The following is a 16,171-nucleotide window of genomic DNA, read 5'->3' as shown; positions in this document are numbered from 1 at the left end:
CTATTTACTAGTATATTTATAATTAAGCGCTTATTGCTGTTGTTTTTTCTATACCTATCTTTGTTATGGTTTTTGACTGAAGACCTGTTTCTTTGTTTTTTTCCTCAACAATAATTGATTTGCTGATTTTATCATAAATCGTCTTAATGACAAAGTTATCATCTTCTGTTATGACGATTTTTTTCATGTCGTTATTTTCTAAGACTTTGTTCATTAATATGTTATCTTTTTCTTGCATACATTTTCCCTCTTATCTTTCTGTCGAAGGTTTAGGTCTGATTGTAACGCTTCATCCCTAAAAGAAATTAACTGTAAAATCAAAATCATATATCAATCAAGTAAATGATCAATATATGATTCCTTCCATCCTAAAGTGAAATTCCAAATTAGGATGGCATCTAATATATTTAAAACTACTTCCCCTCAGAAGGTAATTTTAAAGATCATTAATTCGTTGTGTGAATCAATAATGTTTTTGTAATTAGAATGATACCATAATCTAGGACTTATACAACCCATAACAGGCAAACGGTATGCATAAACAAACAAACAGCATCTTTTATTAGATTAAGCTGTTTGTTTGTTTATGCATACCGTTTGTTTCTAATGGCTTTTTTTTGATTGTATATATGCTAAACTAAAAAAAATAGACACTATTAAAAGAGGTTCATGCCTATGCACACACTTATTATTGATTTTATTTATAGTAAGATTTCATCTCAGAAAGATCTAAGTCTGGATGAAAAAGCTATGATACGCTATTCATTAGAGGTGATTATCAATACTTTTATAAAGCTGTTCATGGTTTTTATTGCTTTTTTACTGATGGGTAAAGCTCTTGAATTCTTTTACATTTTGCTTTGTGTCATCGGCTTACGTAGTTTCAGTGGTGGCCTTCATTTTGAATCCTTTACAGGTTGTGTCGCTTTTACACTGATTTATTTTATTGGTACCTTGATTTTAAGCCACCTATTGCCAACCACCGATTTGCTCATCTATATGACCTGCTTTATTGCATTTGCTATAACATTACTCTTTGCACCAGTCATCTCACCCAAACGACCTAAGTACCCCATACAAAAAATCAGACGCTTTAAAATGGCCAGCCTGATTTTTATCATCATCTATCTCGGTGCTTATATGGTTATCGGCAAACATGCTTTTTTTGAGGTAACCGTTTGGGGTTTGATTATACATATCACACAACTCATCATTGGAAAGGGGGTCAATTACCATGTCGAAAAAAAGACAACTTACAACCTTCAGTAGTCTTTTATGCTCACTACTCATCGCCATTGCACCGCTCATCGTTACGACGACAGCATGCATCTTGGTATGGGGAGAGCCTGAATGTCCCGATGTACTTAGAGTATTATAGAACATGTACACGTATGCACACATAATTGACTTGATTGATATTTATGTTTTCAACAGAATGGTGTCCACCATGTTTTTTGACAATCTTTGTTAAGTTATAGAGTCCATAACCTCTATATTGACGGTCACCGGATTTTGTGGAGAAGCCTTTGTCAAACATTTTATTAATCACGTCACTATTTAGGTATGGATGCTCATTGATCACCTCAATGACGTTCATACCCTCTTCTTTGTTTAGCCCCAATTTTATCCTGCCCCCTGATGCTGTAGCTTCCATGGCGTTGTCCAGTAAGGTCCCGATAATCTCAATCACCATAAAAGGCTTTAATTGGGTCTGCATCAGATAATTGTTAATATCTATGTCCATTTCAATGTTCTGACTCTCTATGACTTTTTTCTTACTATAGATAAAGCCGGCTAACAGCTTATTATCAAGCTTTGCCAAATTCCCCAGATCTTTCCCCATGTCCACATCCTCTACATAGGCCGACATTTCTTCGATTTTCTTTTGAGTATCTTCTTCTGAGTTCAACATCATCTGAATACACTGAATATGGTTGTCATATTCGTGTTGTCTGGCTCTAATCTCACCCATTAACTCCTCTATGACCAACATATATTTTTCATAGGTTTCCAACTCTTTTTGCTCATTATAGCTTTTCATACTTCTAGTAAACAACAATAGATTGACCACCATAATCAAAAGGAATATGGCAGCAAAACTGATGGCATTAATCAAAAAAACATCGCTGTTAGTATACCAAAAAATAAGAGACCCAACACTCAGCATAAATATATTAATGGCAATCATGCTAAAGGTTCTATTCTTAATCAACCGTTCGTTCATTAAGACATGAATCGGCAGGAATTTGTAGACTGGAATCAGGAGCAAAATGGTTAAACTGTGTCCAACCAAGCCTGACTTAAAAGAATAAGCCATATCCATAATAAGCAGTTGACCGATGACCAAAGATGTCAACTGGATCAATAGCAAAACAATGGTCGCCATAACATAGATATAAATACTTAGTAGGGGTTTGACCTCAAATAGAAGATTAATAAACAAGATGACCACAATCACGTTGATAAGAAAAGCCCGTTCGTTACCGATATGATTTGATAACAAGCCGGACGCTATACCTGCTACCAAAATCATACCAACCTTGAAATATATCGGTTTTGCTTTGCTGGTCTTTAGCAGTGCCAAGACCACAATAAAGTATTCAATCAAGTCAAGTACTGAAAATAAAATGCTTTGTGCAAATGTCATATTGTTTCTCCTATGAGTTCTTTATAGTAGACCCTCCCAATGGGAATGTATGTATCTGTATTATGTAACTGGATGGTTTTTTCGGCTTTATGAATGGCCTTAATAGCCTCTTTATTTATAATGAAGGCCTTATGAACCTGAATGAAAGTGTCGTTTAATGATGCTTTCATTTTTTTGAGGGATACATTGGGAACAGCAATGGTATCTTGTCTGGTATGGACATAGAGTTTTTGGTTGCTGGCCTCAATATATAAGATCTCCGCCATATCCACCTTGAAGATACAATTCTTTAGGTGCAACTCTAATTTGCCTTCTTTATGGACCTTTGCCTTATAACCATAATGAATGAGTGTATATAAGGCCTCTTTCAACTGTTCTTTGTCAAAAGGCTTAACAATATAGGAATAACAATGGGTCTCGCTAAATGCCATGATGGCATGGGTCGGAACCGCTGTAATAAAAACAATATGGGTTAACTTGTAACGGTCTATCTTCCGTACCTCTTTGGCAAAATCCAGACCGTTTCCATCTTCAAGTTGTATATCCAGAAGTAAGATGTCCATATCCACTTCATTTAAGAGCTCAAAGCCCCTAATCACAGACCCTGACTCATAAATTTTTGCTTCAGGATCCAGTTCCATAATGATTGCTTTTAAATTTTTCCTAAGGATGACTTCATCCTCTAATATCAAAATATTACCCATGGTCATAACCTCAAACTCAAAAAAACTTTTATTATTATTTTATCATAATCATTTTCCACTTTGTTGCCTATAGACATTTATTATATAGGTCTTATTTCCTATAATATTACCACATTTATTTATAAAAGGCACTCATTATCCACAAATCCTTCTTGTTTTTTATGCTTTATCCAAGACAAAGGGACTTTAATTTTATTTAAAGCCCCTTTGCCTTGAATAACAATTCATTAATTAAGGAGAAGATGTATCACAAAACCGATATAAGCGATTCTTATGGTATAGTAGGTGGTGTTGTTGAAAAAGATAAGGCTGTGTAATCTTTGCCGTCCACAACCGCATTTTTTACATTATTAAGAAGTACCTGGGTCTCAAAGGCTTGATCTGCACTCTGAAGTTTGATTTTCAATACATAACGGTCATTAATATTTTCCATGAGAAAATGAACACTATTTATACCACCTGCGGATAGATGGTGTGTTGTTGAACCTTCTTTTATAACAAGGGCATTGTTTTCAAGGATGATAACCTTATCATAGGTCGCGCCTACCAGACTATCCCGTAACTCCACTTCAAATACATTTCTGATTTCTTCCGTTGTTTTTAGAGCGGTTAATCTTAGATTCGAACTTTGTGCAATCTGATCAGAGCCATAACTGAGTGTTCCAAGATTAAACTCCAAAAAACTGAACATCATGGTGATGACAATACTCATAATCCCAATGGTAACTATGATCTCTGTTAGGGTAAAACCGTCTTCTTTTTTGATCATGCTTTCACCTTCTTAATATCCTTACGGGTTTCTTCTTCGAATTATGGCTCAGTTCTAACAGGAATGAACATATTAATAGTCTCTTCAAGATAACTGCCACCCGTAGTGTCCTTATCTATTCGAATGCCTATGGCATCAAAATCATCTAAAGAAGTCATCCCCTCCCATTCAAAACGAATGGTCTGATTACTTGGCTCAATATTTGAATAAGTCCTGACTTTAGTCAATTCATTTTCATAATCACTTTGAATATCATAGGTATTCTCTGAAAATTCTTTGGAGGACGCCATGGTATGAAAAGCAAATTGGAGACCTGTAAAAGTGGCTAATATGATAATGAAAAGCAAGGTAATGGCAAGAATAAGTTCAAACAGAGTAAAGCCTTGATTTTCAACAAGTTTTTTCTTCCATTGGTTTTTTTGTATTTTCGTACGCATATGATCACTCCCAATAATCAATGGACATTTGTTTGTATAGGGTATAGGTATCATCCGAATTATCTGGTTGTTCATAACTGATTTGTGCAAGCAAATCTACTTCCTTAGCATAGATGCCGCCATAAATATCTGTATTACCATTCTTTACTCTTACATAGGCTTCCGGCCCTATTATATAACCACAAAACTTTGCGTTGGTATTCATCAGTACATTGTTAGAAAATGTATTTGAACCGTGAATATAAAAATTTAGCAGGTTAGCATTTTTATTTAAACCGTGATGTCCAATAACATTGTTTCCGGCAATAACCAGATCAAAAAAGTCATGTCCACCATCCTTAAACTTATTATGAGATGGGGATGAATTACTCTCATCCATGATGTAAAATTCAACTCGATTATTGTTTTGAATTCTTAGTTCTCCGCCAAGATAAAAAGCATCTTCAATAATGACCATCAGATTATGATTACCTGTCACTTCAATGTCTCCATCCATAATCGCTTCACCTTTAACCAATAATATCATCCATTTTTCACTGGAGCTACTTGTATTAAGGAGCCTAAACTTCTCATCATAGTCCTCGACTGGTCCTTTTTTGTAATTCGCTGAAGTAGTATCGATGGTCAATTTCTTATTGCTCTTCATATCCCAATCGATAATAGTAGCAGAATCCGTAATAGTAAAATGATCATCAGTATCTAAATCAATATCATAGGCTATTGAGAAACTTGAAAGATCTGGTACTATAATGGATACATGATTCGTTGTAAATGGTGATAAATCAACATCATCATTATTTTTTGAACTGGTACCAAATTTAATATCACCACCTGAAGCTAGTATGCCGTCAAAATCATCTCCATCAACATTTAAATTGCTCATAGCCTCTTTGGCATAGACGCCAAAGTCCAGTTCTGTCTTGTCCTTATAAGACATGACGATATTAACGCTGGCCCTTGTGCTTTTATAAGTTCCAAGCGAAGACACTCTGTACTTGTCCCCATCTTTTATAACACTAACTTCTAGGTCCCCTTCCCCATCTAATACATCTGATGATTTTGCCACCTGTTCATCTAAGAACTGTTCAAAGTGTGCGTTGTCCATACGCTCCATCTCCATGGCCATGGATTCTGCACCGGCTCTAGCTATGTAGTACGCCTTCATATAGTTGGTCTGATACATGGCTTGATCGTTCTCACCCATACTGATTGTGATCATCGCACCCATTAAAAGGAAAACAACGGTCATCACCACAACCACATAGGCTAAGGCGGCACCTTGTTCGTTTTTTATGCCTCTACTTCTTTTCTTATTTCTTATAGTTTTTACAATCTTCATACCATCACCTACTTCCATAACATCCATTTGGTGGTTAGATTTATTTTTCAAGCAAGCCTCTGTTGTCTTTTATCTAAAGTAATACAGTAAGTAAACCGCTTCTGCCTTGGTCAATACACCAAAGGGATCTGACCAATTCTTGGCCGGTACAGACTTGTTTGCTTCCAGTGATTGCCCAATGGTTGTCCATGTAAAGTTACTCTCCGGCTTGATCTTGTTCATTACAAATTCTACTTCACCATAGGTCATAGAATCCTTGGGTCTTAGGGTGTTGTCTTCATACCCTACAATAAAGCCGCTTAGATAACCACGGTGAATGGCCTTAGCAAAAGCGTTCTCTAAGCTGCCCAGTTCTTCATAATCATCAAAAGTGGTTAAGTCCAAGTCACTGTCCACAACAGGCCAATCGTAAACCTTATCCATTAATACGATAAACTCACCTCTGGTCATGGGCTGATCCGGTTCAAAAGTCAGGTAAGGGTTCAGGTACAAATGACCGGCTTCCAGAAAAGCTTGGATCTCGGCCTCCATATAATGACCGGCAATATCTGTGAAGTCAAAATACCGGCTAAAGTTAAAAACTTCACTGTTCCCCTCCATATACAGATAACGAACGATGCCATCGCTTTGGACGGAAGGGGAAAAAGGATTTTCCTTATAAAAGAGATCATCCACATACCACTTATACAGGTCGTCCTGAATCTCAAGGTCTGTAGCAAAGGTGTAGAATTCCAGTTGAATATCGCCTTCAATTTCTTCCACTTCGGCTTTAACTATGCTGGCGGTGGTCATGTTGATATGCTTAGGGAAGGACCACATGCTTTTTAACATGTTGAGTAAGGACGCATACTGCCCTGTATAAGAAATATGAACCACATCTTTTTTGAAGGCAATGCCATCAACCTCTTCCCAGACAGGTATGTCAAAGCTGATAACGTGTTCGGTAATGAAGGGCATGAGTAGAAAGTCATTGAGCAATAAAATAATCTCTTCTTGAGGGGTGGTGTTAAAATAAGCCCCAGCCTTGTCCTTCATGGTCACATAAGCTGCTTCAACAGCCTGATCAACCTTATCTTCATCTTCCACTAATTTCTCTAGGCCTTGTAACTCTTGTCTACTAATACGCAGTTCTTGTTTGAGATCTTTAAGACTGGCCATCTGAGGTTCTATGGCATACACAAATACCATCCAAAGGGTTATAAAAGTCAGTACCAAGGTCAATAGGATTTTCTCACGGTTAGATATTCTCATGGCTACCACCTCCTACTTGAACTTGGATGACGAATCCATAATCCGCCTCATTATTAACAATCTCGGATATGAAGAGGTCTGATACAGAGGTCATTTGTCGTAAATTATGTTCAAACTCAGCAATGGCCGGTTTGTTCAAAGCAAAACCACGCATGGTAATGACCCCATCCCCAATATCAATACCGGTCACTTCCACGTCCATGGGCATGGTGTCGCTGATCATAGCAAAGACATTCTCTTGGACCTGATGGCGACCCTGTATGGTCGTATTGGCCACTTCAATATTCCTAATAATGGTCTCCAAATTATCTAAGATATCTTTTTTATGGAGAATACGACCTAGGTCTTCACTGGCCTTGATTTCTGCAATGGCCGTATTGGTGTTTGCCAAGTCCACTTCCAAATAAGTTCTGATGTAATAATTGTAAGCAAAAAGCCCAGCCATACTTAGGAGTAAGAGGATGCACAAAAGGAGTGTGACCACAAAACTGGTGCTTTTTTTCTCTTTCTTTATCGATAGATCGTTAAAAAAATTATAATCCGACATCGTCTCACCTACCTTCTATACATAACGCCAAGGGCGTTAAGAATCTCTGTCAAATCAAGTTGGCCTTGTTGGTCTAAGGTGACCGAACTGACTTTCTTGATACGTTCCGTAGGCAAGTTGAAAACGCTTTGAATATAATCTTCAAAGCCGTTAATCTTAGATAAACCACCATAGATGTAGATGTATTCAATCTGACCGGCAACGGCATTTCTGGAACTGTAGTAACGAAACACCTTGGTAATCTCCTCAAACCAATGGTCTAGGGTGGACTTGATGATATTAACCACCTTACCTTCATCGGTCAGTTCATTCACTGGATAATTCAGGTTGTGAATGCTCATCTTACTTCTTTGGGCTTCATCTAGGGGTATGGATGCAAACTTACTGATGTTCTGATCGATGTCTTTACCGCCAAAATCTAAAAGACGTTGAAATCGCATTTTCCCTTTTTGAAAAATACTGATACGGACTTTCTCATATCCAAGATCTATAAAAGCCACCGTGTTTTCTCGGTGGTAATCGTTGCCGTTAAGTCGCCTTTGGTTCTCTATGAGTTTGGCAAAGGTATTGGCTTGAGTATCAAGGACAACCGGTTCCAACCCTGCCTTGTGAATTAAGGTATGGATTTGCCCAATCAACCGCTTAGGCACCGCTGTCACCAACATCTCCGCAAAGGGCTTGTCTTCAATCTCCAACTCCTTCATGACCACGGACTGGACGCTATAGTTTTCCATGTCGATGGGCAGAAACTGTTCCACTTCGTATTTGGCCATATCTTGTAAGGTGTCCTTATTACTGCTGGGCACGGACACGTCTCTTGTTATAATTTGTCCGCTCTCGATACAGCAAAAACACTTCTTCTCATGAATCTTATTGTTCTTAATCAGATGTTTCAAGTTGGCACTAAGGCCTTCCATATCCATAATCTCCCCATTGGCATAGAGGGCATTTGGCATGGGACTCTGGATCACTTTCCGAATGATCAACTCATCCTTCTTCACGTCTCCGATGACCAACTTCATGGTGTTGGTCCCAAGTTCTAAGGCGATGATGTTCTTATTCATTTTCTTTAGGTTGTTACCCATCCCACTCACCTCCAAGTATGCAATGGGTTGCAAGGCAACCCATTGCTACATAAAATTCTTTTATACTATTTGATTATATATCTAATTATATCCAGTAACACTATCGTAAGTTATACTTGTGAGGCCTGTACCACTTAAAGTTACTGTTGCAATACCATCACCGTCAACTGTAACCGATGCTGCCGAAAAATATTGTAGCGCATCCCCAGGTGCATCTATCATTTTTGCAGTTACTAATTCTGCAATGGTTGGTGCTGTTTTATCATTCGCTGCCCAGTATAATTCTGTTGCTCTTGCCGCTACCGCTGCGTATTCCTTATCACTGGCAATCTCTGCCTGTGCTGTAAAACCAATCAACCTTGGGATGGCGATCATTGCTAAGATCCCAAGTATTACAATAACGATGATAATCTCCATCAGTGTGAAACCCTTTTGGCTTTTCCATAATTTTTTCATCATAACTTTCTCCTCCTAATATAACTGATTGTTATTGTGGTCATTTTACGATATGGTTTTAAACATATCAAACATGGGTAGTGCCATTGCGATGACGATGAAGCCGACGATGAAGGCCAATATAAGAATCATCATAGGCTCAAACATGGCCACCATCCGTTGTAGGGCGTTCTCTACTTCGTCATCATAGTAGTCCGCTGTCTTATCTAAGATATCGTCGAGTGTACCAGACTCCTTTCCGATCTCAATCATACCGTCCACCATAGGTGGGAAGAGGTGGCTTTCTCGGACCACAAGATGAAGTTCATTGCCTTTTTGAACTTCCTCTCGAAAACCAAGAATAGCTTCTGAGACTATTTTGTTACTGATGATGTCAGACAAATTTTTTAGGGCCGTCAGCATAGGAACACCACTGGCCAACATGGTGGACAGATTTCTGGTGAACCTTGCTGTTATGATCTTGGTGTTCAGGTCCTTAAGAAGGGGTAGGCTAAGCTTAAGCCGGTCAATGTTTCTTCGCCCTTTCTCAGAATTAATATATTGATAGCCGATCAGAAGAAGGGCTACTATTACAAGGAGCAAAGCAATGCCATTGTGTCTAGCAAACTCACTTGCCCCCAGTAAGGCCTTCGTCAGTCCCGGCAGTTCAACCGTTGAGCGTTCAAACATCTTTACAAAAGTGGGAAGTATGAAGGTCACTAAGAAGGCTACCACCAACAAGGACATAACCAATAAGATGATTGGATAGACCATGGCTGAACGAATCTTGCTTTTTAACTTCCCTTCTTTTTCAAAATATACAGAGAGTCTTAGAAATATAATCTCCAAGGTACCGGACAACTCACCGGATTCTACCATGTAGACCATTAGTTCCGGGAAGATCCTAGGGAACTTCTTCATGCTTAGAGATAAGACCGTGCCTTTTTGGACATCGTTGTACATCTCCATCAGGGCTGCCTTAAGGCGTTTGTTCTTAACTTGCCGCTTCATGATATCTAGGGTCTTGGTGATGGTGCTACCGGCTTTTAACATGGCATGAAGTTGACGGCAAAAGAAGGATAGATCTCTGGCACTGACACTTCTTGTAAAGTTGATTTCCTGAGTTCCAATCTTGACTTTCTCTTCAATGAGGACCGGATAACTGTTGTTGCTTTTTAGCATCTCGATGACCCCATGTCTAGAATCTGCCATAAAGACACCTTCTGTCATCTCACCACTGGCTTTCATGGCTTTGTATCGATATTCCATACTGCACCTCCTCCCCCTATCTAAAGACCTAATGTACTAAGGTCTTAATGAGTTCTTCTTTGTCAAAGGCATATTCGATGGCCACTTCTCTTGAGATCAGGCCTTGTCTAAAGAGATCTCTCAAAGAATGGTCCATGGTCATCATACCCAGATGCCGCCCTGTCTGAATGGCGTTGATAATCTGATGGTTCTTCTTCTCACGAATCAGGTTTCTAATGGCCACGGTTGGTATGAGAACCTCGCATGCCGGTACCCGACCCATACCCGACTTAATAGGCAACAATTGCTGAGATACGACGCCTTGTAAAACAGAAGCCACTTGAACCCGGATCTGGTCTTTGCTGTTTTGAGGAAAAACGTCGATGATACGGTCGATGGTTTTAGGTGCTCCCACGGTATGTAGAGTGCTTAGTACCAGATGGCCGGTTTCTGCTGCCGTAAGGGCAATCTCAATGGTTTCTAGGTCGCGCATTTCACCGACCAAAATAATATCCGGATCTTGTCGTAGTGTGGCTCTTAGCGCATCTTTGAAGCTATGGGAGTCAGAGCCGATTTCTCTTTGTCCGATGATGCTTTTCTTATTATGAAACAAATACTCTATAGGGTCTTCCAAAGTAAGTATATGGGTTCTTCTGGTCTGGTTGATTCTCTCTATCATAGCCGCTAAGGTTGTGGACTTCCCACTCCCTGTTGGCCCTGTTATAAGAACCAGACCGTTTTTTAGTTCTGTCAGAGCTTCCACACTGCTTGGAATACCCAAGGATTCCAAAGTAGGAATCTCGAAGTTAACCATACGCATGGCCAAACAATAACTGTCTCTTTGCCGATAGCCATTAACCCTATATCTGCCAATCCCAGATACTGAATAAGAGAAGTCAAACTCCCCACGACTTTCCAAAGTCTCAAACTGACTTATAGAGAGCATGGACTTAAGGAGCTGATAGGTATTCTCTCCGGTTAATGTTACTTCTCCAATGGGCAACAATTCCCCATTGACCCGGAGTATAGGTGGCGAACCAACCTTCAAGTGAACATCTGAGGCCCTTCTTTTTAGACCTTCTTCTAGTACAGATTGTATATCCATTTCTTGTCCCCCCTTTAATCCACACCACTGGTCAGCTTTAATAGCTCATCTATGGTGGTCATACCCTTTAATACAAGATCCAAACAACTTTGATACAAGGTTGTAAGTCCTTCTTTTATGGCTTCTTCCTTTATCACATCAATACTGGTATTGCTATCAATCATGGCACGAATCGTACTGGTTATGGGCATGACTTCATAGATAGCGGTTCTGCCTCTATAACCGGTATGGTTGCACAAGTTACAACCTTCTCCTTTATGAAGCTTAATCCATCCTACACCAATGAGCTTAGCTTCATGTTCCGTAATCTCATAATCTACTTTGCAGTTGGCACAGATTTTCTTGACCAACCGCTGGGCCACCAGTCCTTTGACGGAACTGGCAATCAAATAGGGCTCAATACCCATATTAATGAGTCTGGCAATGGATGAGGCTGTATCATTGGTATGCAAGGTGGATAAGACTAAGTGGCCGGTAATTGCTGCTCTTACCGCAATCTGAGCGGTTTCCTTATCTCGTATTTCCCCAATCATAATCGTGTCCGGGTCCTGTCTTAGTATGGCTCTTAAGCTATTGGCAAAGGTTAAGCCGGCTTTATTGTTTACTTGAGTCTGATTGATCCCTCTTATACGATACTCCACAGGGTCTTCTACGGTTATGATGTTCTTTTTAGGGTCGTTGATTTCCATTAAAGTGGCATACAAGGTTGTGGATTTGCCGCTTCCTGTCGGTCCTGTTACCAGTACGATACCATTAGGTACCTTGATGATTTTTTCGTATCTTTTTAAGTTGTATTCCGTAATACCAAGCTCTGTCATGGTCAACAGTTTATTGCTTCTATCCAAGAGCCGGATTACCGCTTTTTCACCATAAATGGTGGGCATGACAGAGATACGAAGGTCAATGGCCCTACCGTCATAATCCATCTCCACCCTGCCATCTTGAGGTACGCGGTTCTCTCCGATATCCATATAGCCCATAATCTTAATTCTTGTGATAATGGCTGGCTGCGATTTTTTCTGTAATTGCATATGTTCATAAAGCTCACCGTCAATACGAAATCGGACTCTTAAGTTGTACTCATCCGGCTCAATATGAATGTCACTGACTTTACTGTCAGCGGCCTGTATAATAATTGAGTCAATCAGCTTTACAACCGGTGCGTTATTAACTTCAGATATGGCATCAAAATCAATATCATGCTCGTCTATTAAGCTATCAAACTTATTAGAAAACTCACTTACAGTATCGTCTGCTGATTTTTTCTTATAATATTGCTCAATGGCAATAAGAATCTCTTTTTCAGATGCCAATAAAGGCTTGACTTGATAGCCCGTTGCCAACTTAATGTCGTCTAAGGCAAACAAATTCAGTGGATCTGCCATGGCCACACTTAGGGTCGCATCCTCCAAATGAATGGGTATTAAAACATAACGCCTCGCCATTTTTGCACTGATTAAATGGGTGACATCTTCGTCGATTTCATAGGTATTTAGTTGTACCCTTGGGATACCATATTGAAACTCCAGCACCTCGACCATTTGTCGTTCTGTAATGATGCCTTCGTCTATTAGAATCTTACCAAGAAGTTCTTTTCGTTCTTGTTGAATTTTAAGGGCTTTAAACAAATCTTCTTTGCTTATGACACCTGTATCTACAAGTATCTCACCAAGTCTTCTCATTTCTCCTGCCATATCATCACCCTATCTCCCTGTTTCCATAACTGACGGTCTCACCCCGTCATAAATTCCATATAAAAAGCCACCACAAACAAAGCTATGGCAGCTGAATTTCTTACTTAAGATTCTCGCTTTGATCCTTGGCCTCACGACCATCTCACCTTTTTCATCTTCTAAACAACTTTTTAGTTTTAACCCTAAATATGTGGTTACACATTTACCGCAAAGATTCTTTATATGTTCTTAGTCTTCGTCAGATTACTAAACATGTAACTGGAACTTCATTATAAAATACGATACTTATATAGGTTTTTGGTACTATTTTGAGACCTATTTTTTATTTTTTCCCATTTTTGTAAAAACAAGAAAAGAAGCTTCGCTTCGTTATGAGCTCTGCTCATATTTCTGAATGGTTCGATAGGAAAGGTCTTTAACGTATTCTGCCATGTTTCAAGGCTGAATACTATAGTATGACTTTGCTGGAGAATTAAAAAAATCCAAAAGAGGGGGTTATGTGAGAGCCTCTTTTGGATGGGAGAAGGGGTTAGCCTTCTTGATAACATAAAGTTAGATTTCTTGGTGTACAAATGGCTTATTTTTTACTATTACCTGGATTAGACTTTGTTTCGGACTTATCTGAGTTGGCATTCCTTGTTTCAACGTCTTTGTTTTTACTCTTCTCAGATTCTGGTTCCTTAACTTCCTCTAAGGTTATATCCTCTTGATTGTCCATATTGTTGTAGGATTTTATTTCTTCACCACTGGGTAATTCCTTTTCTGCTTCTTTTTCTGCTTCTTTATCTGCTTCCTTTATTTCTTTATCATTTACTTTTGTTTCCTCTTTTAGCTCTTTATCTGATTCTTTTAGCTCTTTTTCATCTATTTTTACTTCCTCTTTTGCTTTTTTATCTGCTTCTTTTTCTATTTTCTGATCCATGTCATACTCTTTGGTTTTTTCTATATCAAGATGATTATTACTTGGTGTCTCTTTATCTTTGATGCTATTTTCATTACTATGGATATTGGGTGTTGAGTTGCCTTTATCCCTTTTATTATTGTTTGTTTTTTCTGATTCGTTCTCTGATCCGTTCTGGGATTCATCTTCCAAAGATGATTGTGGGTTAAGACCTGATGCACTTTTCTGACCTTGTTCGCTGGCATTGCTATGGTCAGGAGGACCTTGAGGCTTGTTATCCTGCCTGTTAAAGATGAGATTGTTTTTGTGATTCTGCTTGAAATCTGTCTCCTCAATAATCTCATAAATCTCTTTTATAGACATTTCTTTTATTTCTTCCAGACTGATCTCTTCACTCACATAATTTAATAAATTGTATTTACCAAGAGAAAGACCTTGAGATTTGGCCGCTTTTATACCTTCTTCTGTGCCTTTTACAAAAAGAAATTTGTAATGGTTTCTTCTTTTCTCCATATATGTTTCTAAGCGCCTATAATTATCATCCTCATGAAAGTCTTCATCATCCATACTCATTTCAGGTCTATTCTCAACTTCTTGATTCACCACTGTATAGGTTAGCATAACCGCACCATCTTCTAGAAGGAAACCGGTACTTACTGCATTTTCGGTCAGAATATCTAGAACTTCCTCCAAGACCATACCTTTGTATTCTTCTAATAGGATTTTTGTTCCATCTTCATTTAAGGGTATAAGCCTTAGAACTTCTCCTGTCTCGTCGATATGAATCTCCACACTTGGGTTAATATCTAAAGTTACGATTCCATAGCTTATGGGAATCTGCTGTCCGATTCGAACCACATGGGTTGCGCTATACAAAAGGATAAGCATTAAACATAAAGACGCCGCATATAACAAAATATTCTTAAACTTAATTCTAGTCGGACTGTAAATGTCTTCCTCAAAAAAATAGATGGTCTGACCAACAGCCATGCCTTCTTTTGATCGCACACAGACAAATTCCATACCCTCCGATAGCAAGATGGCATGAGTCTTTTTGATTTCTAAAATAGATCCGGTTTTTATTTTCTCTGGTCTTATTGCCTCTGGTTTAGTGGTCTCTATTTTCATGGTATCACCTTTCATAATCAAAATAATCCATAACACATTGAATCTTATACTCGTGAGCCAAGATTATGGCCGTAATTGTATATTTGTGGCTCTTTATAAATCGAATAGATACACCGTAATCCTTACTAATTTTTGTCATAGGTAATCTTTTCTTTTCAACAAGATGTTGTACCATTTGAGTGTTTCTCAAAATCATAAGTGCCAGTTCAAAAACCATATCCTTTGTGTTCTTATGAACCGGCTTATGAGATGCCAACAATTCAAAGCTGATGCCATGCCTATTTAGGATCTCTTTATAACGTATGAGTTCCTGTCGTACGATTGCTTCATCATCCAAATCGTCTTTAATCGCATGATGCTCCTCAATACTTACAACTGTCACTCTTGCTTGCTTTCTAATATGATCAATCAATTTATTTTTGATGACCACTTTTGCATAACTGTAAAAATGACCTTTTTCTTCGTCATATGTATCCAATAAATCATTGAAGGCTTCTAGAGCTATGCCTAATTCTTCACTGTTTTCAACTTCAACATAGCGCTTGGTAACCCCAGCAATTGTTTTTACTATAAAAGGTATATTGTCTTTTATAAACTTATCCCTGTCCTTGTAGACCATCTCTCCACCACTTTCAGCTTATAAGGTATCTTCTATCTATTAGATAAATTATACCATAAATGGGGCCTACAAAAAACGTTTAAGCGATGTTACAAAACTGCTATTTATATAGGATTCGAATACTTCTGAATTTTTTGGTACTCTTTTTTACCAATAGGACAATGTAATGTAACTTTAATACAAAAAACAAGCTTTCCTATAAAAATAGCCATTAAATACTATATATATAGAAAAGCTTTATTTATAAATGCATATGCTATTA

General features: G+C 38.4%; 17 protein-coding genes. 2 read left to right on the top strand and 15 right to left on the bottom strand.

The window, feature by feature from the left end:
- Window positions 1–22: 22 nt before the first annotated feature.
- On the bottom strand, window positions 23–238 hold the full coding sequence (locus tag P0N36_RS07990) for a hypothetical protein (RefSeq protein ID WP_275842320.1): 216 nt from the start codon (window positions 236–238) through the stop codon (window positions 23–25).
- A gap of 437 nt (window positions 239–675) precedes the next feature.
- Between P0N36_RS07990 and P0N36_RS07985 the strand changes: the two genes are divergently transcribed.
- A complete protein-coding gene (locus tag P0N36_RS07985; protein WP_275842319.1) occupies window positions 676–1,269 on the top strand; it encodes an accessory gene regulator ArgB-like protein in 594 nt (197 codons plus the stop codon).
- The gene (locus tag P0N36_RS07980; protein WP_275842318.1) at window positions 1,235–1,378 is read left to right on the top strand and encodes an AgrD family cyclic lactone autoinducer peptide; all 144 of its coding nucleotides are present in this window, start codon (window positions 1,235–1,237) and stop codon (window positions 1,376–1,378) included. The genes P0N36_RS07985 and P0N36_RS07980 overlap by 35 nt, the downstream gene beginning before the upstream one ends.
- Here P0N36_RS07980 and P0N36_RS07975 read toward each other — a convergent pair.
- The 14 genes from P0N36_RS07975 to P0N36_RS07910 all read right to left on the bottom strand — a co-directional run bounded on the left by P0N36_RS07975 (window position 1,373) and on the right by P0N36_RS07910 (window position 15,909).
- Window positions 1,373–2,647 carry a sensor histidine kinase gene (locus tag P0N36_RS07975; protein WP_275842317.1) on the bottom strand — a complete coding sequence of 425 codons (1,275 nt, stop codon included), beginning with the start codon at window positions 2,645–2,647 and terminating at the stop codon, window positions 1,373–1,375. The two genes, P0N36_RS07980 and P0N36_RS07975, sit on opposite strands and share 6 nt — an antisense overlap.
- Entirely contained in the window at window positions 2,644–3,351 is a 708-nt protein-coding gene (locus P0N36_RS07970) for a LytR/AlgR family response regulator transcription factor (protein ID WP_275842316.1), read from the bottom strand. The genes P0N36_RS07975 and P0N36_RS07970 overlap by 4 nt, the downstream gene beginning before the upstream one ends.
- 271 nt (window positions 3,352–3,622) lie before the next feature.
- Window positions 3,623–4,120, bottom strand: a complete 498-nt coding sequence (locus tag P0N36_RS07965) for a PulJ/GspJ family protein (protein ID WP_275842315.1) — start codon at window positions 4,118–4,120, stop codon at window positions 3,623–3,625.
- Window positions 4,121–4,161: 41 nt separating this feature from the next.
- A complete protein-coding gene (locus P0N36_RS07960; RefSeq protein ID WP_275842314.1) occupies window positions 4,162–4,557 on the bottom strand; it encodes a prepilin-type N-terminal cleavage/methylation domain-containing protein in 396 nt (131 codons plus the stop codon).
- A gap of 4 nt (window positions 4,558–4,561) precedes the next feature.
- Window positions 4,562–5,947: a DUF7305 domain-containing protein gene (locus P0N36_RS07955; RefSeq protein ID WP_275842313.1), complete on the bottom strand. Its 1,386-nt coding sequence runs from the start codon at window positions 5,945–5,947 to the stop codon at window positions 4,562–4,564.
- Between the two features lie 18 nt (window positions 5,948–5,965).
- Window positions 5,966–7,147, bottom strand: a complete 1,182-nt coding sequence (locus P0N36_RS07950; RefSeq protein WP_275842312.1) for an S-layer homology domain-containing protein — start codon at window positions 7,145–7,147, stop codon at window positions 5,966–5,968.
- Window positions 7,134–7,694 carry a PilN domain-containing protein gene (locus tag P0N36_RS07945; protein ID WP_275842311.1) on the bottom strand — a complete coding sequence of 187 codons (561 nt, stop codon included), beginning with the start codon at window positions 7,692–7,694 and terminating at the stop codon, window positions 7,134–7,136. The genes P0N36_RS07950 and P0N36_RS07945 overlap by 14 nt, the downstream gene beginning before the upstream one ends.
- Before the next feature lie 8 nt (window positions 7,695–7,702).
- Window positions 7,703–8,779 carry a pilus assembly protein PilM gene (gene pilM, locus P0N36_RS07940; protein ID WP_275842310.1) on the bottom strand — a complete coding sequence of 359 codons (1,077 nt, stop codon included), beginning with the start codon at window positions 8,777–8,779 and terminating at the stop codon, window positions 7,703–7,705.
- Window positions 8,780–8,860: 81 nt separating this feature from the next.
- Window positions 8,861–9,238 carry a prepilin-type N-terminal cleavage/methylation domain-containing protein gene (locus tag P0N36_RS07935; protein ID WP_275842309.1) on the bottom strand — a complete coding sequence of 126 codons (378 nt, stop codon included), beginning with the start codon at window positions 9,236–9,238 and terminating at the stop codon, window positions 8,861–8,863.
- A gap of 42 nt (window positions 9,239–9,280) precedes the next feature.
- Entirely contained in the window at window positions 9,281–10,483 is a 1,203-nt protein-coding gene (locus P0N36_RS07930; RefSeq protein WP_275842308.1) for a type II secretion system F family protein, read from the bottom strand.
- A gap of 28 nt (window positions 10,484–10,511) precedes the next feature.
- Entirely contained in the window at window positions 10,512–11,567 is a 1,056-nt protein-coding gene (locus P0N36_RS07925) for a type IV pilus twitching motility protein PilT (protein ID WP_275842307.1), read from the bottom strand.
- A 14-nt stretch (window positions 11,568–11,581) separates the two neighbouring features.
- On the bottom strand, window positions 11,582–13,261 hold the full coding sequence (locus tag P0N36_RS07920; protein ID WP_275842306.1) for a GspE/PulE family protein: 1,680 nt from the start codon (window positions 13,259–13,261) through the stop codon (window positions 11,582–11,584).
- A 577-nt stretch (window positions 13,262–13,838) separates the two neighbouring features.
- Entirely contained in the window at window positions 13,839–15,290 is a 1,452-nt protein-coding gene (locus P0N36_RS07915) for an anti-sigma factor domain-containing protein (RefSeq protein ID WP_275842305.1), read from the bottom strand.
- A gap of 4 nt (window positions 15,291–15,294) precedes the next feature.
- Window positions 15,295–15,909 carry a sigma-70 family RNA polymerase sigma factor gene (locus tag P0N36_RS07910; RefSeq protein ID WP_275842304.1) on the bottom strand — a complete coding sequence of 205 codons (615 nt, stop codon included), beginning with the start codon at window positions 15,907–15,909 and terminating at the stop codon, window positions 15,295–15,297.
- Window positions 15,910–16,171 lie beyond the last annotated feature (262 nt).

It is taken from the genome of Petrocella sp. FN5 (assembly GCF_029210395.1).
Lineage (GTDB): Bacteria > Bacillota > Clostridia > Lachnospirales > Vallitaleaceae > Petrocella.
Note: the sequence above shows the minus strand (reverse complement) of the source record. Positions and strands in the feature narration are given on the sequence as shown.

Excerpts from the sequence above, each read along its gene's own strand:
- P0N36_RS07950 (WP_275842312.1), bottom strand. The coding sequence starts at position 7,147 with ATGAGAATATCTAACCGTGAGAAAATCCTATTGACCTTGGTACTGACT.
- P0N36_RS07935 (WP_275842309.1), bottom strand. The coding sequence starts at position 9,238 with ATGATGAAAAAATTATGGAAAAGCCAAAAGGGTTTCACACTGATGGAG.
- P0N36_RS07985 (WP_275842319.1), top strand. The coding sequence starts at position 676 with ATGCACACACTTATTATTGATTTTATTTATAGTAAGATTTCATCTCAG.
- P0N36_RS07930 (WP_275842308.1), bottom strand. The coding sequence starts at position 10,483 with ATGGAATATCGATACAAAGCCATGAAAGCCAGTGGTGAGATGACAGAA.
- P0N36_RS07975 (WP_275842317.1), bottom strand. The coding sequence starts at position 2,647 with ATGACATTTGCACAAAGCATTTTATTTTCAGTACTTGACTTGATTGAA.
- P0N36_RS07990 (WP_275842320.1), bottom strand. The coding sequence starts at position 238 with ATGCAAGAAAAAGATAACATATTAATGAACAAAGTCTTAGAAAATAAC.
- P0N36_RS07920 (WP_275842306.1), bottom strand. The coding sequence starts at position 13,261 with ATGGCAGGAGAAATGAGAAGACTTGGTGAGATACTTGTAGATACAGGT.
- P0N36_RS07925 (WP_275842307.1), bottom strand. The coding sequence starts at position 11,567 with ATGGATATACAATCTGTACTAGAAGAAGGTCTAAAAAGAAGGGCCTCA.
- P0N36_RS07965 (WP_275842315.1), bottom strand. The coding sequence starts at position 4,120 with ATGATCAAAAAAGAAGACGGTTTTACCCTAACAGAGATCATAGTTACC.
- P0N36_RS07945 (WP_275842311.1), bottom strand. The coding sequence starts at position 7,694 with ATGTCGGATTATAATTTTTTTAACGATCTATCGATAAAGAAAGAGAAA.
- pilM (WP_275842310.1), bottom strand. The coding sequence starts at position 8,779 with ATGGGTAACAACCTAAAGAAAATGAATAAGAACATCATCGCCTTAGAA.
- P0N36_RS07910 (WP_275842304.1), bottom strand. The coding sequence starts at position 15,909 with ATGGTCTACAAGGACAGGGATAAGTTTATAAAAGACAATATACCTTTT.
- P0N36_RS07915 (WP_275842305.1), bottom strand. The coding sequence starts at position 15,290 with ATGAAAATAGAGACCACTAAACCAGAGGCAATAAGACCAGAGAAAATA.
- P0N36_RS07980 (WP_275842318.1), top strand. The coding sequence starts at position 1,235 with ATGTCGAAAAAAAGACAACTTACAACCTTCAGTAGTCTTTTATGCTCA.
- P0N36_RS07970 (WP_275842316.1), bottom strand. The coding sequence starts at position 3,351 with ATGGGTAATATTTTGATATTAGAGGATGAAGTCATCCTTAGGAAAAAT.
- P0N36_RS07960 (WP_275842314.1), bottom strand. The coding sequence starts at position 4,557 with ATGCGTACGAAAATACAAAAAAACCAATGGAAGAAAAAACTTGTTGAA.